The organism is Stenotrophomonas nitritireducens (genome assembly GCF_050984405.1).
GTDB lineage: Bacteria > Pseudomonadota > Gammaproteobacteria > Xanthomonadales > Xanthomonadaceae > Stenotrophomonas > Stenotrophomonas nitritireducens_B.
The window spans coordinates 662,462-682,500 of sequence record NZ_CP158790.1 but is presented as its reverse complement, the minus strand read 5'-3'; the positions used below and the strand labels follow the sequence as shown (position 1 = coordinate 682,500).

Annotated in this window: 21 protein-coding genes; 6 read left to right on the top strand and 15 right to left on the bottom strand. The window is 70.7% G+C overall.

Going from position 1 to position 20,039, the window contains the following annotated elements; all coding sequences use genetic code 11:
• Positions 1-235 precede the first annotated feature (235 nt).
• Positions 236-1,420 (top strand): benzoate/H(+) symporter BenE family transporter, encoded by a 1,185-nt coding sequence (locus ABTV91_RS02855; RefSeq protein WP_433853132.1) that lies wholly within the window; start codon positions 236-238, stop codon positions 1,418-1,420.
• 121 nt (positions 1,421-1,541) lie between these two features.
• Here ABTV91_RS02855 and ABTV91_RS02850 read toward each other — a convergent pair whose 3' ends face one another.
• From ABTV91_RS02850 to ABTV91_RS02835, 4 genes are all read right to left on the bottom strand, one after another.
• Complete coding sequence (locus ABTV91_RS02850; protein ID WP_433853131.1) at positions 1,542-3,701, bottom strand: lytic murein transglycosylase; 2,160 nt, start codon at positions 3,699-3,701, stop codon at positions 1,542-1,544.
• Between the two features lie 71 nt (positions 3,702-3,772).
• Positions 3,773-4,744 carry an L-histidine N(alpha)-methyltransferase gene (egtD, locus tag ABTV91_RS02845; RefSeq protein WP_433853130.1) on the bottom strand — a complete coding sequence of 324 codons (972 nt, stop codon included), beginning with the start codon at positions 4,742-4,744 and terminating at the stop codon, positions 3,773-3,775.
• Positions 4,745-6,022 carry an ergothioneine biosynthesis protein EgtB gene (gene egtB, locus ABTV91_RS02840; RefSeq protein WP_433854106.1) on the bottom strand — a complete coding sequence of 426 codons (1,278 nt, stop codon included), beginning with the start codon at positions 6,020-6,022 and terminating at the stop codon, positions 4,745-4,747.
• Positions 6,023-6,097: 75 nt separating this feature from the next.
• Complete coding sequence (locus tag ABTV91_RS02835) at positions 6,098-6,493, bottom strand: YchJ family protein (RefSeq protein ID WP_433853129.1); 396 nt, start codon at positions 6,491-6,493, stop codon at positions 6,098-6,100.
• 81 nt (positions 6,494-6,574) lie between these two features.
• On the opposite strand from ABTV91_RS02835, the gene ABTV91_RS02830 reads away from it, so the two are divergent.
• Together ABTV91_RS02830 and ABTV91_RS02825 are read left to right on the top strand one after the other, a co-directional pair.
• Positions 6,575-7,351: a sulfite exporter TauE/SafE family protein gene (locus tag ABTV91_RS02830; RefSeq protein ID WP_433853128.1), complete on the top strand. Its 777-nt coding sequence runs from the start codon at positions 6,575-6,577 to the stop codon at positions 7,349-7,351.
• A gap of 98 nt (positions 7,352-7,449) precedes the next feature.
• The gene (locus tag ABTV91_RS02825; RefSeq protein ID WP_433853127.1) at positions 7,450-8,193 is read left to right on the top strand and encodes an SDR family NAD(P)-dependent oxidoreductase; all 744 of its coding nucleotides are present in this window, start codon (positions 7,450-7,452) and stop codon (positions 8,191-8,193) included.
• A 108-nt stretch (positions 8,194-8,301) separates the two neighbouring features.
• Here ABTV91_RS02825 and ABTV91_RS02820 read toward each other — a convergent pair whose 3' ends face one another.
• The 11 genes from ABTV91_RS02820 to ABTV91_RS02770 all read right to left on the bottom strand — a co-directional run bounded on the left by ABTV91_RS02820 (position 8,302) and on the right by ABTV91_RS02770 (position 16,808).
• Positions 8,302-8,445: a hypothetical protein gene (locus ABTV91_RS02820; protein WP_433853126.1), complete on the bottom strand. Its 144-nt coding sequence runs from the start codon at positions 8,443-8,445 to the stop codon at positions 8,302-8,304.
• 84 nt (positions 8,446-8,529) lie between these two features.
• On the bottom strand, positions 8,530-8,907 hold the full coding sequence (locus tag ABTV91_RS02815) for an MAPEG family protein (protein ID WP_433853125.1): 378 nt from the start codon (positions 8,905-8,907) through the stop codon (positions 8,530-8,532).
• Between the two features lie 312 nt (positions 8,908-9,219).
• Positions 9,220-9,819, bottom strand: a complete 600-nt coding sequence (folE, locus tag ABTV91_RS02810) for a GTP cyclohydrolase I FolE (protein ID WP_433854105.1) — start codon at positions 9,817-9,819, stop codon at positions 9,220-9,222.
• A gap of 132 nt (positions 9,820-9,951) precedes the next feature.
• On the bottom strand, positions 9,952-10,590 hold the full coding sequence (locus ABTV91_RS02805; protein WP_433853124.1) for an RpiB/LacA/LacB family sugar-phosphate isomerase: 639 nt from the start codon (positions 10,588-10,590) through the stop codon (positions 9,952-9,954).
• 98 nt (positions 10,591-10,688) lie between these two features.
• Complete coding sequence (gene kduD / locus ABTV91_RS02800; protein ID WP_433853123.1) at positions 10,689-11,444, bottom strand: 2-dehydro-3-deoxy-D-gluconate 5-dehydrogenase KduD; 756 nt, start codon at positions 11,442-11,444, stop codon at positions 10,689-10,691.
• 206 nt (positions 11,445-11,650) lie between these two features.
• Positions 11,651-12,709, bottom strand: coding sequence for a LacI family DNA-binding transcriptional regulator (locus tag ABTV91_RS02795; protein WP_433853122.1), 1,059 nt, complete (start codon positions 12,707-12,709; stop codon positions 11,651-11,653).
• Between the two features lie 201 nt (positions 12,710-12,910).
• Positions 12,911-14,194 carry a TRAP transporter large permease gene (locus ABTV91_RS02790; protein ID WP_433853121.1) on the bottom strand — a complete coding sequence of 428 codons (1,284 nt, stop codon included), beginning with the start codon at positions 14,192-14,194 and terminating at the stop codon, positions 12,911-12,913.
• 3 nt (positions 14,195-14,197) lie between these two features.
• Positions 14,198-14,716, bottom strand: a complete 519-nt coding sequence (locus tag ABTV91_RS02785) for a TRAP transporter small permease (RefSeq protein ID WP_433853120.1) — start codon at positions 14,714-14,716, stop codon at positions 14,198-14,200.
• Positions 14,717-14,728: 12 nt separating this feature from the next.
• Positions 14,729-15,730 (bottom strand): TRAP transporter substrate-binding protein, encoded by a 1,002-nt coding sequence (locus ABTV91_RS02780; protein WP_433853119.1) that lies wholly within the window; start codon positions 15,728-15,730, stop codon positions 14,729-14,731.
• A gap of 35 nt (positions 15,731-15,765) precedes the next feature.
• Complete coding sequence (locus ABTV91_RS02775; RefSeq protein WP_433853118.1) at positions 15,766-16,590, bottom strand: 2-keto-4-pentenoate hydratase; 825 nt, start codon at positions 16,588-16,590, stop codon at positions 15,766-15,768.
• 71 nt (positions 16,591-16,661) lie between these two features.
• The gene (locus tag ABTV91_RS02770) at positions 16,662-16,808 is read right to left on the bottom strand and encodes a hypothetical protein (protein ID WP_433854229.1); all 147 of its coding nucleotides are present in this window, start codon (positions 16,806-16,808) and stop codon (positions 16,662-16,664) included.
• Here ABTV91_RS02770 and ABTV91_RS02765 point away from each other — a divergent pair.
• From ABTV91_RS02765 to ABTV91_RS02755, 3 genes are all read left to right on the top strand, one after another.
• The gene (locus ABTV91_RS02765) at positions 16,756-17,718 is read left to right on the top strand and encodes an alpha/beta hydrolase (RefSeq protein WP_433853117.1); all 963 of its coding nucleotides are present in this window, start codon (positions 16,756-16,758) and stop codon (positions 17,716-17,718) included. The genes ABTV91_RS02770 and ABTV91_RS02765 overlap by 53 nt on opposite strands.
• Positions 17,715-19,322 (top strand): carboxylesterase/lipase family protein, encoded by a 1,608-nt coding sequence (locus ABTV91_RS02760; RefSeq protein ID WP_433853116.1) that lies wholly within the window; start codon positions 17,715-17,717, stop codon positions 19,320-19,322. The genes ABTV91_RS02765 and ABTV91_RS02760 overlap by 4 nt, the downstream gene beginning before the upstream one ends.
• Positions 19,323-19,390: 68 nt before the next feature.
• Complete coding sequence (locus ABTV91_RS02755; RefSeq protein ID WP_433853115.1) at positions 19,391-19,990, top strand: cysteine dioxygenase; 600 nt, start codon at positions 19,391-19,393, stop codon at positions 19,988-19,990.
• Positions 19,991-20,039: the final 49 nt, after the last annotated feature.

Sequence of the window (20,039 nt, the reverse complement as noted above, 5' to 3'; positions counted from 1 at the left end):
AGCGAGGGAGCGAATTCTAGACATCTTTGTGAAATGTGCAATCACTTTTTGCCGCAGAGCCGCATGAAGTGCGTTGGCGCCAGAATCGGCAAGGTGCGACGCCAGCCGGCACTCCGCCGTGATGGCACCAGGGCTAGTCCACTCTCCATATTAGGAGCAGGCCGACAGACAGAGGCAGGCGGCCGGACGCCTCGCTGGGCCACAATGCGGGCTCCCCGTTGCCCTGCTCCGCACGATGGCCGATCCCGCACCGCGCTCGTTCTTCCGTGATCTCTCCCTGCCGGCCGTCGTGGCCGGTTTCATCACGGTGCTGGTGGGGTTCGCCAGTTCAGCGGTGATCGTGTTCCAGGCGGCGCAGGCGGTCGGCGCCGGGCAGGCCGAGATCGCCTCGTGGATGTGGGCGCTGGGCATCGGCATGGGCGTGACCTGCATCGGCCTGTCGCTGCGCTACCGCATGCCGGTGGTGACGGCGTGGTCCACACCCGGCGCGGCGATGCTGGTGGTCGGCGCCACGGCGCTGCCGCTGTCCGATGCGATCGGCGCTTTCGTGCTGGCCGCGCTGATGGGCGCGCTGGCCGGTTTTTCCGGCGTGTTCGAGAAGGCGATGCGGCGCATTCCGGTATCACTGGCCTCGGGCATGCTGGCCGGCGTGCTGCTGCGTTTCGGGCTGGATGTGTTTGTCTCGGTGGGTACGCAGCCGGTGCTTGTCCTGGCGATGTTCGCCACCTATCTGGCCGGGCGCCGCCTGTTCCCGCGCTACGCGGTGATCGCGACCCTGCTGGTGGGCGTGGCGATCGCTGGCGGCCAGGGACTGATGCACATGGAGCAGGTGCGGCTGCAGCTGGCGCGGCCGGTGTTCACCCTGCCGACGCTGTCGTGGGCGGCGGTGTTCGGCATCGCGCTGCCGCTGTTCATCGTGACCATGGCCTCGCAGAACGTGCCGGGCGTGGCGGTGTTGAAGGCGTCGGGCTACGACGCGCCGATATCGCCGGTGGTGGGCTGGATCGGCGCGGTCAACACGGTGCTGGCGCCGTTCGGTGGGTACGCGCTGAACCTGGCGGCGATCACCGCGGCGATCTGCATGGGCCGCGACGTGCACGAGGACCCGGCGCGGCGTTACCCGGCGGCGGTGAGCGCGGGCGTGTTCTACATCGTGATCGGACTGTTCGGCGCGACGGTGGCGGCGGTGTTCGCTGCGTTCCCGAAGGAACTGATCGCCACGCTGGCCGGCATCGCGCTGTTCGGCACGATCGGCAACAGCCTGGCGGTGGCGCTGAAGGACGAGGGCGAACGCGAGCCGGCGCTGGTGACGTTCCTGGTGACGGCCTCGGGGCTGTCGATGGCCGGCATCGGCTCGGCGTTCTGGGGGTTGGTGGCGGGCGTGGTTGCATTGCTGGTGTTGCGGCGGCCTGCCCGCTGACGTTTCGCTGTCGACCTCGCCCGGCCCACACCAGCGGTGTGGGCGCTCAAGCGCACGCGCGTCGATGGCGCGCAGGCCGTGCGGTTTCGCCCCGACGGGAGAGGGGCTTCAGGAGCGAGCCTTACAGCGGCTTGACCTCGAACACCTGTTTCAACGTGTGGCGGCCGCCCGGGGCCAGCTCGATCACGTCCGGGCCGACGTTGCCGGCTTCGACGCACACGTAGTTGCGCCAGCCCGCGCCGATGTCGTCCATCTTCGCGGCGGCCGCTTCGCCGGCGTTCCAGACCACGGCGGTACGGCTGCCGCTGGTGGTGATGTCGATGCTGCGGCCGAAGCCCGGGTCGCGCAGCACGTAGTGGCCGCGCGCCTGGGTATAGATGCGGTCGCTGCGGCCGGGATCGCGCGGGTCGCGCAGGTTCCAGTCGCCCTGCTGGACGTGGGCGTTGCCGCCGTCGAGCTTGTCCAGGTAGGTCAGGCCGTCCAGCCCGGCCACGTCGACCTTCAGCGCGTCGCTGACGTTGAAGTAGTTGTGCAGCGCCTGGGTGAAGGCGACGGGCTGGCCGCCGGTGTTCTCGGTGAGCAGCTCCTGTTCCAGCGTGCGGCCGATGCGCAGCTTCATGGTCAGGCGCAGCGACAGGCCTTCCAGCGCCGGCGGCGCCAGGGTCAGCACCACGGTGCCGTCGGTTTCACGCTGGGCGTCGCGCAGCTCCCACGGCACGGTGCGCACGAAGCCGTGCGACGGCACGTCGCTGCCCTGCCCCTGCCTGGCGAAGTACGGCCAGCACACCGGGCTGCCGCCACGGATCGGCGTGGGCGGCTGCTTCGCGGTGGGCGAAAGCCACATCACGTCGCGGCCGCCCGCTGGCACGAACGACAGCAGCTGGCCGCCGAACACGCTGATGGCCGCGGTGGAGAACGGCGTTTCCACCTTCCAGGCGGTAAAGCCGTTGAAATCGCCTGTGCTCAGGCCCTGCACATCCTTCATTGAAACCTTGCTCCGTACGATGGCTGACTGGACGAACTGCGGGTGGTCGGCAGGCAGCCGGAAGACCGTGGGCACCGCTGGTTCTGCATCGCGCAGCGCCTGCAGGATGCGGGTACCGGCACGGCCATCGGCGCTCTGCCAGCCCAGCCGCTGCTGCTCGATGCGGATGGCGCGGCGGGTGGCGTCGCCGATCATGCCGTCGGCGCCGCCGATGGCGTGGCCGCGCGCGAGCAGCAGGGTCTGCAGCTCGCGCCGCTCGGCGCGGCCCAGGCCAGGATCGTCGGTGGGCCAGGCGGCCACCAGGCCGTTGCCGCCGCGCAGGCGGTCGGCCAGGGTGGCGATGGCCAGCGCGTAGCTCTCGGCCGCGTTGTAGGAATAGATCGCGTCGTAGTTGCGGAACGCCAGCAGGGCCGGTCCCTTCGCGCCCGCCGGCAGCAGCAGCGCGGCGGCGCTGTCGTCGGCCATCGCCGAGGCCTGCAGCGCACCGCCATCGACCCCGGTGACACCCAGCGCGCGCCAGGCGGCAAGCGGCCGGCGCTTGGTGCGCCCGGCCTGGGTGGCGTCGAAACCGGCGGGAACGCGCACTTCCACGCCCCAGGGCTGGCCGCTGCGCCAGCCCGACTGTTTGAGATAGTTGGCGGTGGACGCCAGTGCGTCGGGGATGCTGGCGACCAGATCGCGGCGGCCGTCGCCATCGCCATCCACCGCGATGCGCGCGTAGGTGGACGGCATGAACTGGGTCTGGCCGAAGGCACCGGCCCAGGAGCCGGTAAGCCCGTCGGCGGCGAGGTCGCCACGGTCGATCAACTTGAGCAGGGCCAGCAGTTCGCCGCGGAAGAACGGTTGGCGGCGGCCATTGCAGGACAGCGTGGCCAGCGACTGCAGCAGCGGCCGCTTGCCGGCAATGCGGCCGTAGTCGCTTTCCACGCCCCACACCGCCACGACCGTGGCCGGGTCGACGCCGTACTCCGCGGCGATGCGGTCGAGCAGGTCGCGATGCGTGGCGAGCATGGCACGGCCGTCGGCCACGCGCTGCGCATCCACCAGGGCGGCCAGGTAGTCCCAGATCGGCGTGGTGAACTCGGGCTGTGCGTCGAGCAGGGGCAGCACGCTCATGTCCGGCACGACGCTGGCGAACAAACCGTCGACGCGGCCGGCGGACACGCCCTGGGCGACGGCGGCATCGCGCAGGCTGGCGCCGCAGCTGCCGAAATCAACGAGGGCGGCCTGTGCCGGCGCCGCCACGGCGAGCGCGCAGGCCAGGCCCAGTGCCGGCACCATCCGGATCGATTTCATGCAGCGGCCCTCGCAACGCACACCCTGGAACGAAGCCCGATGATAAGAGGCGCCGCGCCCGGCGTGGGAGTTCAGGCCGGCTGCAGCAGGCGCAGGCCGAACATGCGCGCGGGCGCATCCCAGGCGCCGCACACCCGCAGGCCGGCGGCGGCCGCCATCGCCGCGAACTGCGCGTCGTCGTACTTGTGGCTGTATTCCACGTGCATGGCTTCGTCGCGCTCGAACGCGAACGCCTGCCCGGCCACGTGCACCACCTGCGCGTGGCGGCTGACCAGCGACGTCTCGATGCGCCGCCACGCGGCCGCGTAGCGGGCGCGATGGACGAAGCCGGACAGGTCGAAGTCGCTGTCGATCTCGCGGTTGAGGCGCGCCAGCAGGTTGAGGGTGAAGGCGGCGGTGACGCCGGCCGCATCGTTGTAGGCGGCCTCGATGACGTCCGGATCCTTGTCCAGGTCGATGCCGATCAGGGCCAGGCCCTGCGGCCCCATCGCCTGGCGCATGCCGCGCAGGATGGACACCGCCGCCGCCTCGGTGAAGTTGCCCAGGGTCGATCCGGGAAAGAACAGCAGCGTGCGCCGCGCCGGGCGCTGCGGCGGCGGCAGCGGCGGCAACACGGTGAAGTCGGCGCAGACCGGCAGCATCTCGATGGCGGGAAAATCCACCGCCAGCGCGCGGATGCTGTCCAGCAGCGCGGTGCGCGAGATCTCCACCGGCGTATAGGCCACCACCTCTTCCAGCGCCTGCAGCAGCAGCCGCGTCTTGCGGCCGCTGCCGCTGCCGTATTCCACCACCCGCGCCTGCGGCCCCACCTGCGCGGCGATTTCCGGCAGCACCCGCGGCAGCAGTTCCAGTTCGGTGCGGGTGAGGTAGTACTCCGGCTGCCGGGTGATGCATTCGAACAGCGCCGATCCGCGCGCGTCGTAGAAATACTTGGACGGCAGCGCGCGCGGCCGCGCCGACAGGCCGGCGAGCACGTCGGCGGTGATGGTGGCACGGTCGGGGCGGCGGTCGACAAGCGCGGCCTGCGGCGGAACCGGCGCCACTCAGCTGTCCCTGGCCAGGCGCAGGCCGGCGAACTGCCAGCGCGCCGACGGCGGGAAGAAGTTGCGGTAACTGGCGCGCACATGCCCGGCCGGCGTGGCGCAGCTGCCGCCGCGCAGCACGAACTGGCCGCACATGAACTTGCCGTTGTATTCGCCCGCGCTGCCCGGCAACGGGCGGAAACCGGGGTAGGCACCGTAGGCGCTGGCGGTCCATTCCCAGACGTCGCCGAACAGCTGCCGCGGCACGCCCGGCTCGACGGCGGCGGCCGATGCCGGATGCAGCAGGCCGGCATCGGCAAGGTTGCCGGCGACCGGCCGCGCCGCGGCCGCGGACTCCCATTCGAATTCGGTGGGCAGGCGCGCGCCGGCCCAGCGCGCGAAGGCGTCGGCCTCGAACCAGCCCAGGTGGCAGACGGGCGCGTCCGGGTCCAGCGCACGCCAGCCACCCAGCGTGTACTCGCGCTCCAACGCTTCGTCCCAGTACAACGGCCGGCGCCACTGGCCGGCCTGCAGCTGCGCCCAGCCGTCGCTCATCCACAGCAGCGGGTCGCGGTAGCCGCCGTCGTCGATGAAGGCGCGGTACTCGGCGTTGCTCACCGGACGGTCGGCCAGCGCATGCGCCGGCACCAGCACGCGGTGGCGGGGCGATTCGTTGTCGTAGGCGAAGCGCACATGCGCGGGCCAGGCCGGCGCACCGATCTCGACGATGCGCTCCGGGCTTTCGATCCACACCGCGGAACCGCCCGCCGCCGTTGGCGCGGGCATCGGCAGGTCGTCGCGATAGGCCGGCTGTAGCGGATTGCTCCACAGCGCATGCTTGATGTCGGTCAGCAGCAGTTCCTGGTGCTGCTGTTCGTGCTGCAGGCCCAGCAGCAGGTGTTCGCGCGCCTGCGCGTCCAGGTCGTCGGCCTGCAGGCGCTGGCCGATGCAGTTGTCGACCTGCGCCCGGTACTCCAGCACCTGCGCCAGCGAGGGCCGCGACAGCAGGCCGCGCTGCGCCCGCGCATGGGCCTGGCCGATGCTCTGGTAGTAGCTGTTGAACAGCGCCTGCCACTGCGGATGCAGCGCGCGGCCGCCGGATTGCAGGCCCAGCACGAACTGTTCGAAGAACCAGGTGGTGTGCGCCAGGTGCCATTTGGCCGGGCTGGCGTCGGGCATGCTCTGCACCATGGCGTCTTCGGCCGAGAGCGGCGCGGCCAGCGCCATGCTGGCCTGGCGCACGGCGCGGTAACGCTCCGCCAGCGTGGGTGGCGTCGTCGCAGCGCTGGAGGTCTTCAGCAGTGCGGCACTGGAAATCTGCATGCCGCCAGCTTAGCCATGGCGGGTGAGCGCGGTGTCATGGACACGTGGCGCTCAGTCCAGCGCGTCGAGGTAGTACCAGCGGCCGTGCTCGCGCACGAAGCGGCTGTGCTCCTGCAGGCGCACGGCACTGCCGCCGCCGACGCGGTAGCGGGCGACGAACTCCACTTCGGCGGTGTCGGCGCCGGTGGCCCGGTGGCGCTTCACGTCCAGGCCCAGCCACTGCGTGCGCTGGCCCGGCGCGTCGTCCAGCGACAGCGTCTGCGGCCGCGTATCGGCATGCCAGGTCGCCAGCAGGTAATCGGCGTTGCCGGTCACGTAGGCGCTGTAGCGCGAACGCATCAGCGCCTCGGCGTCGGGCGCGGCCTCGCCGGCATGCCAGCGCGCGCAGCAGCGGCCATGGGCGTGGCCGGAGCCGCAGGGACAGGGAGAAGTCGGGGCGATCTGCATGCGCGCATTTTCCCATCCACCTCGCCGCCGCGACCAGCCGGCGCGGGCGTATGCTGTCGCGCCCTCCGTTCAGGTCCGACCATGCTGGAACTCCTGCCCACCGAGCTGCCATGGCTGCTGGCCATCGCCTTCATCGCCGGGCTGGTGGATGCGGCGGTCGGCGGCGGCGGGCTGATCCAGCTGCCGGGCCTGTTCACGGTGCTGCCGCAGCACACGCCGGCCGCCCTGCTGGGCACCAACAAGTTCAGTTCGGTGTTCGGCACCGGCGCGGCGGCATGGCGCTACGCTCGCTCGGTGCGCTTCCCGTGGCGGCCGGTGCTGCTGGCCGCGGCGACGGCGTTCGTATTCGCCTTCCTCGGCGCCACCGCGGTCAGCCTGCTGTCCAAGGACGCGGTGCGGCCGCTGGTGCTGGCGCTGCTGATCGTGATGCTCGGCTACACGCTGGCGAAGAAGGATTTCGGCGCCCTGCACCGGCCACGCGAGGTCGGCCGCCGCGAGCTGGGCATCGCGCTGGCGATGGGCGCGGTGATCGGCTTCTACGACGGCTTCTTCGGCCCGGGTACGGGCAGCTTCCTGATCTTCCTGTTCATCCGCTTCTTCGGCCTGGATTTCCTGCGCGCCTCGGCCGCCTCCAAGGTGGTCAACCTGGCCACCAACGTGGCCGCGCTGTCGTTCTTCGTGCCCAGCGGCAACGTGCTGCTGGCCTTCGCGGTGCCGATGGCGGCGGCCAACGTGGCCGGTTCGGTGACCGGCACGCGGCTGGCGCTGCGCGGCGGCACGCCGTTGATCCGCAGGCTGTTCCTGCTGCTGGTGGTGGTGCTGATCGCGCGCATGGCGTGGGACACGTTCGCCGGCTGAACGGACCGCGGCGGTTTGATCGAACGCAACGCCGCCACCACGGCCGATGCGGATGATGGTGCCATGGCGGCCCTCCCCTGCCGCCTTGGAGACCCACCATGCAACTGGATTTTTCCGGCAAGGTCGCCCTGGTCACCGGCGCCGCCTCGGGCATCGGCGAGGCCGTGGCGCGGCAGCTGGCCATCAGCGGCGCGCAGGTCGTCGTGGCCGACCTGGACCGCAATGCCGCCGGGCAGGTGGCGTCGAGCATCGGCGCGCGGGCCCGCGCGCGCCAGCTCGACGTCAGCGACGCCGACGCGGTACGGCAGCTGGTGGAAGCCACCGTGGCCGAGTACGGCGGCCTGCACCTGGCGGTGAACAACGCCGGCATCGGCGGCGCCAGCCTGCCGACCGCCGACTACCCGCTGGAGGAATGGCACCGCGTGCTCGGCGTGAACCTGCACGGCGTGTTCCATTCGATGAAGTATGAGATCGCCGCGATGCTGGCCGGCGGGGGTGGCGCCATCGTCAACATGGCCTCGATCCTCGGCAGCAACGGCTGGGCCGGTTCGACCGCCTACGTGGCGGCCAAGCACGCGCTGGTGGGCATGACCAAGACCGCGGCGCTGGAATACTCGGCGCGCGGGCTGCGCATCAACGCGGTCGGCCCGGGCTTCATCGACACGCCGCTGCTGGCGGGCATGGAGCGCGCGGCGTACGACGGGCTGGTGGCGCTGCATCCGGCCGGACGCCTGGGCAACGCGGAGGAAGTAGCGGCGCTGACCTGCTTCCTGCTCTCGGACCAGGCCTCGTTCATCACCGGCAGCTATCACCTGGTGGACGGCGGCTTCTCGGCGCGCTGAGTCCACCACGGGCGGCCGCCCGGTCTGGCGCCGCCAGCAACGGCAAAGGGAGCCGCGAGGCTCCCTTTCGTCTGCCGTCGTGCCGGCCCGCGGCAAAGGCGGCTCGCGCTAGTGCTCGGCGTCGAGCTGGGCCAGCCGGCGCGCGGAGGCGTCATGCACCTTCAGCAGGTCGGCACGGATCTCCCAGAGACCGGCCACCAGCAGCAGGGCCAGCCATGGCCAATGGCGCCGGAACAACGAATGCTGTTTCATCGCAACCTCCTGTCGTCAATGTATCCATCGTGGAACGGAACCGGGGCGCCGGGCGACACGGTTCCCGGCGAAGATCGCCCCACCCTAGCGCAGCACCGCGCCGGCCACGGCCAGCAGCACCAGCGCGATCACCGGCAGCATCGACAGCGCGAAGCCCAGCGCGCGGCTGGACGGTGCGCTCAGGTAGGCGCGCCAATAGATGAAACGGCCGACCAGGTACACCGCGCCGATGCCCGCTACCCAGGCCGCCGGCCAGAAACGGGCGGCGACGAACAGCGCGGGCAACAGCGCGACCATCAGCTCCAGGGTGTTCATCTGCACCCGGTACGCGCGCTCGAAGCCTTCGTGGCCGACCACCGCCGGCGCCTTCACCCCATGGCGGCCGCGGGCGCGGCCGACCATGACGCCGAAGAACAGGTACTGCGCGACGGCCAGCATTGCGGTCAGTTCTACGTAGTGCATGGGGTTCTCTCAGAGGTAAAGCCCCTCTCCCGGTGGGGCGAAACCGCACGGCTTGCGCGCCATCGGCGCGCGTGCGGTTGAGCGCCCACACCGCCGGTGTGGGCCGGGGCGCAGGGCGCGGGGCGGGGGTTGGGGTGAGGGCAAGGGCGAAGCCTCGTGGTATCTGGTTGGACTAGGCTTCGCCCGTACCCTCATCCGCCCCTTCGGGGCACCTGCATTCGGCACATCCCTGTGCCTCACCCTTCGGGCGGCTTCGCCGTGCAGTCCGGCAATCCTGCCGGACTGTCTCCCGGAGGGAGAAGGAATACCAGCTCAGCGGCGCGCCTGGCCCACTTCGATGAAGCGCAGGAACTCGGCGCGGGTGCGGGCGTCGTCATGGAAGCTGCCGCGCATGCGCGAGGTGACCATGCTGACGCCGCGCTTGTGGATGCCGCGGGTGGTCATGCACTCGTGCGAGCCTTCCACCACCACGCCCACGCCCAGCGGCTGCAGCACGTCCTGGATGACGTCGGCGATCTGCGCGGTCATCTTCTCCTGCACCTGGAAGCGGCGCGCATAGGCCTCGACCACGCGCGCCAGCTTGGAGATGCCGACCACGCGGCCGTTGGGCACGTAGCCCACATGCACGCGGCCGATGATCGGCGCCATGTGGTGCTCGCAGTGGCTTTCGTACTCGATGTCGCGCAGCACGATCATCTCGTCATAGCCGGCCACTTCCTCGAAGGTGCGCGCCAGGTACTCGCGCGGGTCGTCCTGGTAGCCCTTGAACCAGTCGCCATAGGCCTCGGCCACGCGGCGCGGGGTGTCCAGCAGGCCTTCGCGGGCGGGATCTTCGCCAGCCCAGCGCAGCAGGGTGCGCACGGCCTCCTCGGCCTGGGCCTGGGTGACGGACGGGTTCTTGGAGTCGGCCATGGGTGACGGCGCCTGGATTTCGGGGGTGGACATGCTACCAGCCGGGTGCCGCGGGGGCACCGGCGGCGGCACTGGCCGGAAACGGCAAGGGCGCCCGCAGGCGCCCTCGTCCACCGGTTGCGTGCCCTGCCCTTACTGGCCCAGCACGCCCTTCACGTAGGCCACGATCTCCGCGTCCTGCGCGTTGTCGAAGAACGCCTTCTGGAAACGCGCACCGCCGACGGCCTGCTTCACCAGCTCCGGATCGATCGACTTCAGGCCAGCGATGAACTCCTTCGAGGCGCCCTGCTTCACCTGCGCCAGGATGCCGGCGTTGGTCATCTGCGACTCCTTGCGCTCGGCCGGGTAACCCTGGCCGCGCTCGCCGCCGAAGGCCTTCTCGAAGATGTAGCGGATGTTGATTTCCGCGCCCCAGCCGTAGCCCTTGGCGAACGGCAGCGCCAGCGCGTTGCCGTTGTTGACCTGGGCGAACAGGAAGGCGTCGGTCGGTTCGATGCAGTAGCCGCAGTACACGCCCGGCCAGGCGTTGAGCGACATCATCGCGCCCTGCCCGGTGCCGCAGCCGGCGACGACGAAATCCACCGCCCTGGCGTTGAGCAGCAGCGCGGCGCAGATGCCCAGGTGGATGTAGGTCAGGCGGTGGTCGTTGTCGCCGTCCATGCCGACGTTGAACACCTCGTGGCCCTGGGCGGCGGCAACGGTGTTGAGCTGTTCCAGCACCACCGGGTTCTTGGCGGCCTGGCTGAATTCCTGCATCAGGGCGATCTTCATGGCGTGACTCTCTTTGTTCTGTGGAAGCGTGTTCTGAGGGTATTGCGGGCGCCCATGCGCCCCCTTCCGCCCCGCGGGGGAAGGAAAAAAAACCGGGATCAGCGCGCCAGCCAGCCGCCGTCGACCGGGATCACCGCGCCGTTGATGTAGTCCGAGGCGCTGGAGGCCAGGAACACGGCGGTGCCGCCCAGGTCTTCCGGCCTGCCCCAGCGGCCGGCCGGGATGCGGTCGAGGATGGCCTTGCTGCGGTCCTCGTCGGCGCGCAGCTGCGCGGTGTTGTCGGTGGCCATGTAGCCCGGGGCGATGGCGTTGATGTTCACGCCCTGCTGCGCCCATTCGTTGGCCAGCAGCCGGGTGATGCCGGCGATGCCGCTCTTGGAGGCGGTGTAGGACGGCACGCGGATGCCGCCCTGGAAGGACAGCATCGAAGCGATGTTGATGATCTTGCCGCCGCCCTGGGCGATGAAGTGCCGGCCGGCGGCCTGGCACATGAAGAAGGCGGACTTGATGTTGACGTTCATCACGTCGTCCCAGTCCTTCTCGCTGAACTCCACCGCGTCGGCGCGGCGGATCAGGCCGGCGTTGTTGACCAGGATGTCCAGTCCGCCCAGCCCCTCGACGGTTTCGCGCACCACCCGCTCGACCGGCTCGATGCTGATCAGGTTGGCCTCGATGTTGAGGAAGCGGCGGCCCAGCGCGCGCACCTTGGTGGCGGTTTCCTCGGCCGGGACGATGCCGGCGCCGGCGATGTCGGCGCCCGCGGCGGCCAGCGCCAGCGCGACGCCCTGGCCCAGGCCGGTATTGGCACCGGTTACCAGCGCGACCTTGCCTTCGAGGCTGAATGGATTCGTCATGGTGTTCCTCTCCCTGAGCGGTGGTACGGGGGTGGGTTGGCGGTGCCGCGCCTTGCCTGGCGGGCGATCCGGCGCGGCCGTGGCGCGGGCCCGTCCTGGACGGATCCCGCCGGATGCGGTGCGGGGCCATCATAGCCAATTAGGAAACCGGTGTCATTCCGCAACGCGGGATACTGGTTTTCCTTTCCGGAACAATGATTTGGGGGTCAATCCAGGGGCGGCTGGCAGGAATCGCGCACGATCAGGTGCGGGCGCACGCTGGCGATCTGCAGCGCGGCCTGGCCTTCGGGCTGGATCAGCATCGCCGCGGCGGTGCGCCCGGTGTCACGGGTATTGCGCCGCACCGAGGTCAACGACGGCCACAGCCGCGAGGCCAACGGGCTGTCGTCGTAGCCCACCACCGACAGTTCGCGCGGGATGTTGATGCCGGCGCGCATGGCGACCTTGTAGACGCCGGCGGCCATCTCGTCGTTGCCGGTGAAGATGGCGGTGGGGCGCTGCTTGCCGAGCAGCAGCTTCTCGGCCGCGGCCACGCCGGATTCGAAGGTGTAGCCGGCCTCGATGATGCGCGCCGGCGGCAGTTCGATGCCGCGCCGCTGCAACGCATCGATGAAACCGGCGGTGCGCTCGTGCGCCGAGCGGTAGGCCGACGGGCCGGTGATCAGGGCGATGTCGCGGTGGCCGAGCGAGAGCAGGTAGTCGGCGGCCTCGGCGGCGCCGTCGCGGTCGTGGGTGATCACCATCTGCGAGGTGTCGTCCAGCGGCAGCGAGGCGATGCGGGTGTAGCGGCAGCCGATTTCTTCCAGCATGTCGGCCAGCGCCTGGTCCTCGGAGGCGCGCGGCACCAGGATCACGCCGTGCAGCTTCTGCTGCTGCACGAAGCGCTTGACGCCCTCGATGTAGCCGGGGCTGCGGGTGTCGCAGGGGTGCACCACCAGCTCGAAGCTGGAGCCGCGCAGCGCGTCGAGCGCGCCGTACTGCATGTCCACCACGTACTGCGCGGTGGGGTTGTCGTAGACCATGCCGATCAGGAACGAGCGCCGGAACGCCAGGCCGCGCGCCAGCGGGTCGGGCGCGTAGCCGACCTCGCGCATCAGCGCTTCGACCTTCTCGCGCGTGTCCTTCCGCACCAGCGGCGAGTTGTTGATGATCCGCGACACCGTCTTCTTGGAGACGCCGGACAGGCGCGCGATGTCGTTGATGGTTGCCGGCCTGCCCAGGGGCTTGGTCGTGGCGTCGGAATCGGCCTTCTTGCGCAATGACATGTCCTTGCAAACCATCCAGCGGAACGGGTTCTGGCGAAAGCCGCGCCCGCAGGGCACGGCGATGTGGACGGCGCGGCGGCCTCCCGCCGCTGCCGGCGGCATGCGCCGGGGCAGGGCCGGGAGCCCGCGCCAGGCGGTGATGTTAGCCCGAGACGACGGCCCGGGCCGGAATCGTCGGCCCGGCCCCGGCCGTGACGGTGCTCAGCCGCGCAGCAGCGCCGGCAGCCACAGCGACAGCTGCGGGAAGAACGTCACCACCAGCAGCACGCCCAGCCCGGCAAGCCAGAACGGCCAGATCGTCTTCATGCTCTGGCCGACGGTGATCTTGCCGATGGCGGTGCCGATGAACAGTACCGAGCCCACCGGCGGCGTCACCAGGCCCAGGCCGCCGGTCAGCACCAGCACCAGGCCGAAATGGATCGGGTCGATGCCGTAGGCCCTGGCCACCGGCAGGAAGATCGGCGTGCAGATCAGGATCATCGGCGCCAGGTCCATGAAGGTGCCCAGCAGCAGCAGCATCACCACGATCATCAGCAGCACCATGAACTTGCTGTGCGCGAACGACTGCAGGAAGGCCACCGCCGCCGCCGGCACCTGCAGGTAGGCCAGCAGCCAGCCGAACACCGCCGCGGTGGCGATCACGAACAGGATCACGCCGGTACTGCGCGCGGCGTGGATCACCGTGTCCAGGAACACGCGCCAGCGCAACTGCCGGTACAGCACGGCGGTGACCAGCAGCGCGTAGACCACGGCGATGGCCGCCGATTCGACCGCGGTGAAGATGCCGGCGCGGATGCCGACGAAGATCAGCGCCACCAGGCCCAGGCCGGGCAGGGCGGCGGCCAGCCGCAGCAGCACCGCGCGCAGGCCGGGGAAGGCTTCCACGCCGTAGCCGCGGCGCCGCGCCACGCTGTAGCCGGTGACCATCAGCACCACGGTCATCAGCAGCGCCGGCACCACGCCGGCGGCGAACAGGTCGGCGATGGACAGGCCGCCGCCGGCCGCCGCCGAGAACAGGATCAGGTTGTGCGAGGGCGGCACCAGCAGCGCCACCAGCGCCGCGGTGATGCTGACGTTGACCGCGAAATCGCGGTCGTAACCGCGCTGGACCATCTGCGGGATCATCGTGCCGCCCACCGCCGAGACGTCGGCGATGGCCGAGCCGGACACGCCGCCGAAGAACAGCGAGGACAGGATCGACACCTGGCCCAGGCCGCCGCGCAGGCGCCCGACCAGCGAGGCCGCCAGCGCGATCAGGCGCTCGGAGATGCCGCCACGCATCATGATCTCGCCGGCGAAGATGAACAGCGGAATGGCGATCAGCGAGGCCGAGCCGGTGCCGGCCGCGATCTGCTGCACCAGCACCACGCTGGGCAGGTCGAGATAGAGCAGGGTGGCCAGCGCGGCGGCGGCCAGCGCGTAGGCGACCGGCACGCCGATCAGCAGCAGCGCGCCGAACACGGCGAACAGGATTGCGATGCCCATGGTTCAGCGGTCTCCTTCGAGGGCGGCCGGCTGCAGCGCCAGCCGCAGGCGGTTCAGCGCGAACACCACCATCAGCGCGCCGCCGATGCTCAGCGGCAGGTAGTTCACGCTCTGCGGCAGGTGGGCGCCGGCGGCCTTGATGTGCAGCCCGTCCATCCACAGCGCCCAGCCCCAGCGTGCGATGACCGCGCCGATGGCGGCCACCACCAGCGGCACCACCGCATCGACCGCGCGCCGCGCCAGCGGGTTGAGGTGGTCGGCCAGCAGGAAGAAGCCGAAATGGCGGTTGGTGTGCACGCCCGCGGCCGCGCCCATGCTCATCGCCGTGCTCAGCAGCAGCAGGGTGACCGGTTCGGTCCAGCTGGGCGAATCGTTGATGACGTAACGGGCGAATACCTGCCAGCCCTGCACCACCACCAGCCCGAGCAGGGCGATGGCGGCGACGTGGATGACGACAGTGGCCAGCGTTTCCAGCGCGCGCTGCAGGCCGGCCGGGGGAGTGCGGGGAGTGGACTCGGTCATCGATGCGGGGCCTCAGGCGAAATCGCGGATGCGGCGGTGCAGGGCGGCGATCTCCGGCTGCCGCAGGTAGTCGCGCAGCAGCGGCGCGGCGGCATCGCGGAACGCGGCGATGTCCACCGCGTTGGCCTTCACGCCGTGGGCCAGTACCGCCTGGCGGGCCTTGTCCTCGGAGGCGTCCCATTCGCCGCGCATCACCTGCACCGACTGCCGCGCCAGGTCCAGCAGCAGGCGGCGGTCATCCGGCGCCAGCGTGTCGAAGCTGCGCCGCGACATCAGCAGCACGTCCGGCGCGTACGAATGCTGGCTTTCCGACCAGTAGTGCGCGGCCTCGAAGTGGCGGCTGGAATGGAAGCTGCGCATGTTGTTCTCGGCACCGTCGATCATGTGCGTCTCCATGCCGGAGAACGTGTCGCCCAGCGACATCGGCGTCGGGTTGGCGCCGAACAGGCGCATCAGCTGCAGGAAGATGTCCGAACTGGCCACGCGCAGCTTCAGGCCGTGCAGGTCGTGCGGCTCCACGATCGGGTGCTTGGTGTTGTAGAAGCAGCGCGCGCCCGAGTCGTAGATCGCCAGGCCGACCAGGTCGCGGCTCTCGAAGCCGGCCAGCACCGCGTCGGCGATGCCGCCGTCCAGCGCGCGGCGCATGTGCGCGACCGAGTCGAACACGTAGGGCAGGCACAGCGCCTGGGTCAGCGGGAAGGCGTTGTTCAACGCACCGGAGTAGACGCGGGTGATGTCGATGGCGCCGAAGCGCGCCATGTCGATCGCCTCCGACTCGCGGCCGAGCTGGCCGGAGTGGTACTGCGCCAGCCGCAGCCGGCCGCCGGTCGCGCGTTCGAGCTCCTGCCCGATCCACTTGACCGCAGTGACCGTGGGGTAGTCCGCCACGTGCACGTCGGTGGCGGTAAGCACGCGCCCGCCGCCATCGGCCTTGTTGCCGCCCGAACATGCCGTCAGCACCGGCGCGGCGAGCGCGCCCAGGCTGGCGGTGAGAAACCTTCTGCGATCGATCATCGAACCCCCCTCCACGCGTAGCTGCCATGCGCCGCTCAGCCGGCGGCCACGGCCCTGCAGGAAATTTCGCCGTAACCCTCGAAGCGGACCACGGCATGCTGGCCCACGGCGATGTCGTGGATGCCGGTGGCGTTGCCGGTGGCGATCAAGTCGCCCCGGCGCAGCGACCGTCCACGGCGCGCCGAACGCGCCAGCGCGAACGCGTAGGCCGCGCGCAGGCCGCCGGGCAGGTTGCCGGTGCCGCCGATGCCGACCACGCCGCCGTCGATCTCGGTGCGCGCCAGCAGCCGCGCTTCGTCCAGCTGCGTCCAGTCCACGATTTCGGTGCCGAGTACCAGCCCATTGTTGTTGCCGAAGTCGGAAACGACCACCCGCGGCCCCAGCACGTTGATCGTCGCCAGCGGGCTGCTGGCCACTTCCACGCCGGTGAACAGCCGCGCGGGCAGGGCGGCGGCTTCGTCCGGCGTCCAGTCGAGCTTGCCGGCGGGCGCGTCGGCGTCGAGCCGCAGCACGTACTCGGCTTCGACCGCGGCGAAACCGCCGGCGCCGGAGAACACTGGGATGTCGACGATGCTACCGGTGGCATTCCAGAGCTGGCGCGAGAACACCGGGCCCAGCAGGCGCTCGTCGCCGGATCCGTCGCGGCGCTCGGCGGCGATATAGCCCACCTTCCAGCCCACCACGTCGTCGTCCCAGCGGCCGATGGCCAGGTCCTGCACCTGGTAGGCGGTCACCAGGTCCGCCGGGATCGCGCCGGGGAAATCGGCGAGCGAACGCCCCGCGCGACGCGCCTCCACGAACTGGCGGGCGATGTCGTCCAGCGCGGCGGACGGGTCCTGTCGGCCTTGATCGTTGCTCAAGTGGCTCTCCTGGTGGCGTTGCTGCACCGCCCATCGACAGTGCTGTGGGTGCTGTATATGGTAAACCGGTGTCATATGGCAATACGCAACGCATCACGGCCGCCCCAGCCCCGCATCGCGAGATTCTCCATGCCCCTGAACAGCATCCGCAGACCTTTGTTATTGATGGCTTTTTTGCTGGCGCCCGGGTTCGCGGCCGGAACCGCAGCCGCCAGCATGGACGGCGAACCGGCACCCGGATCGGCGCAGCGGATCGCGCTGTGGCCGGCCGGATTGGCACCGGGGGACAATGCATTGCCGCAGGCGCCGCAGATCGTCGAGCGCAGCGCCGACCCCGCGCTGCCGGACCGCTACGTCACCCACGTCAGCGAGCCCTGGCTGGTCGTGTACCGGCCGGCGCGCCCCAACGGCACCGCGCTGCTGGTGACGCCCGGCGGCGGTTACCAGCGCGTGGTACTGGACAAGGAGGGCTCGGCGCTGGTGCCGGCCTTCGTCGACGAGGGCGGGATCACCCTGTTCGTGCTGCGCTACCGGCTGCCGGGCGAGGGCCGCGAGGATCGCGACGCGGCGCTGGCCGATGCGCAGCGCGCGCTGCGGCTGATCCGCGCCAACGCGGAACAATGGCAGCTGGACCCGCGGCGCATCGGCGTGATCGGCTTTTCCGCCGGCGGGCACCTGGCCGCGCGCCTCGGCAACGGCTTCGACCAGCCGGCGTACCCGGCGACGGACGCCGTCGACCGCGTCAGCGCGCGCCCGGATTTCCAGCTATTGATCTATCCGGTGATCGACATGGCCGGCGCGGATGCGCACCCCGGCTCGCGCGGACGGCTGCTGGGCCCGCAACCGGAGCCGGCGTTGCAGCGGCGCTACTCGATGCAGTACCAGGTGCGCGCCGATACCCCGCCGACCTTCCTGGTGCATGCCGGCGACGACGACGCGGTGCCGGTGGGCAACAGCCTGGCGTTCTACGCCGGCCTGCGCCAGGCCGGCGTGCCGGCCGAGCTGCACGTGTTCCCGCGCGGCGGACACGGCTTCGGCACGCGCGGCACCACCGGCCTCACCACCGCCGCCTGGCCGCGGCTGGCGCTGGACTGGATCGCCGCGCAGCCGGCGGAGCGCGCGCCATGACCGTCACGCCCGACGATCCGCGGCGCCGCCATTTCCTGCGCGCCGGGGTGCTGTGTTCGCTCGGCGCGGGGCTGGCCACTGCCGTGCCGGCCGCGGCCGCGCGCGGCCCGGCCAGTCCGATCGCGCGCTTGCGCGGCGGCCGCGTCGCCGGGCAGACCGAGCAGGGCGTGCATGTCTTCCGCGGCATTCCCTACGGCGCCGATACCGCACCGCGGCGCTTCCAGCAGGCGGCGCTGGAAACGCCATGGCAGGGGATACGCGATGCGCTGGTCTATGGCCCGGCCGCGCCGCAGACCAGCGGCGAAGGGCCGGGCAGCGAGGACTGCCTGTATCTCAACGTGTGGACGCCGGCGCTGCGCGACGGCGGTCGCCGGCCGGTGCTGGTGTACCTGCACGGCGGCGCCTACAACAACGGCTCGGGCAGCGACCCGCTGTACGACGGCGGCAACCTGTGCCGGCGCGGCGACGTGGTGGTGGTCACCGTCAATCACCGCCTCAACGTGTTCGGCTACCTGTACATGGCCGGCCTGGGCGGCGAGGCGTTCGCCGATTCGGGCAACGCCGGCCAGCTCGACCTGGTGCAGGCGCTGCAGTGGGTACGCCGGCACGCGGCCGAGTTCGGCGGCGATGCCGGTAACGTCACCGTGTTCGGCCAGTCCGGCGGCGGCGCCAAGATCGCCACGCTGATGGCGATGCCCGCGGCGAAAGGCCTGTTCCACCGCGCCTGGACGATGAGCGGCCAGCAGGTCACTGCCGCCGGCCCGCGTGCCGCCACGCTGCGAGCGCAACGCGTGCTCGAGCACTTCGGCCTGCGCGATCCGCAGGCGCTGCGCACGCTGCCGATGGAGAAACTGCTGGAAGCGGTGAAGCTGCGCGATCCGTCATGGGTCGAGGACACCGGCCTGTACTTCGGCCCGGTGCTGGACACGCGCCACCTGCCGGTGCATCCGTTCTGGCCGCAGGCGCCGCTGCAGTCGGCCGGCATTCCCATGGTCATCGGCAACACGCATGACGAAACCCGCGCCTTCTTGGGCCACGACGACCACAATTTCGCGCTGGACTGGGACGAGCTGCCGGCTAAGCTGGAGAAGGAACAGTTCGTGGACCTGCTGCCGTCGGTGGTGATCGCCGCCTACCGGCAGATGTACCCGCACTACACGCCGTCGGACGTGTTCTTCGCCGCGACCACCGCCGGGCGCTCGTGGCGCGGCGCGGTCGAGGAGCTGGAAGCGCGCGCGCGGCAGGGCGCGCCGACCTGGGCCTACCAGTTGGACTGGTACGACCGCGGCGGCGAAGCGGACCGGTTGCGCGCCTTCCATACGCTGGACATACCGCTGGTGTTCGACAACACGCGGCAGCCCGGTTCGCGCACCGGCACCACCGCTTCGGCCACGCGCATGGCCGGGGCGATGAGCGACGCGCTGCTGGCCTTCGCCCGCCACGGCGATCCCAACCATCGCGGACTTCCGCGCTGGGAACCGTATTCACTGCAGCGCCGGCAGACCCTGGTGTTCGACGACGACAGCCGTCTGCAGGATGATCCGCGCGGCGGCGAGCGCCGGCTGTACGCGCAGGTGCCGTTCGTGCAGCGCGGCACGGCGTGAACCGCACGCGCCGCCTGGCCTGCGCAACGGCGAACGGAATGTTCACTGCATTGCCCTAGACTGGCCGCATGATTTCAGATGCAACCGGTTATTCCGACTTCATCGGCCGCGAGCGGCTGGTGGCGGCCATCGACACCGCGCTCGCCGCACCCGATGTCGCCGCCACGGTGGCGGCGATCGAACGCGCGCTGCAGCAGGCCATCGCCGATCCGGCGATCGTGCTGCCGCGCTGCGTGCACGAGCCGATCACCGACCACTACGCGCGCCGCGAGCTGTACCGCAGCGCGCGCCACGGCTACAGCATCGTCGCCATGACCTGGGGGCCGGGGCAGGGCACGCCGCTGCATGACCACGACGGCCTGTGGTGCGTGGAAGGCGTGTGGCAGGGCGCGCTGCGCATCGCCCCGTATCGCCTGCTGGAAGAACGCGGCGATACCGCCCGCTTCCAGCCGCTTCCAGCCCTGACCGCCGCGCGCGGCAGCGCCGGCAACCTGATTCCGCCGGACGAGTTCCATGTGCTGCGCAATGCCAGCGACAGCGGCATCGCGATCTCGGTGCACGTCTACCAGCGTCCGATGGAACACTGCACGGTGTTCGTTCCGGAAGCGGGACGCGGGGACTGGTACCGGCGCGAGAGCCGGCAGATGCAGACAGACACCGCCGCGTAGAGGCGAGGCTCGCCCGACATTGGACTCGCCTTGTAACGCCCCGTGCCGG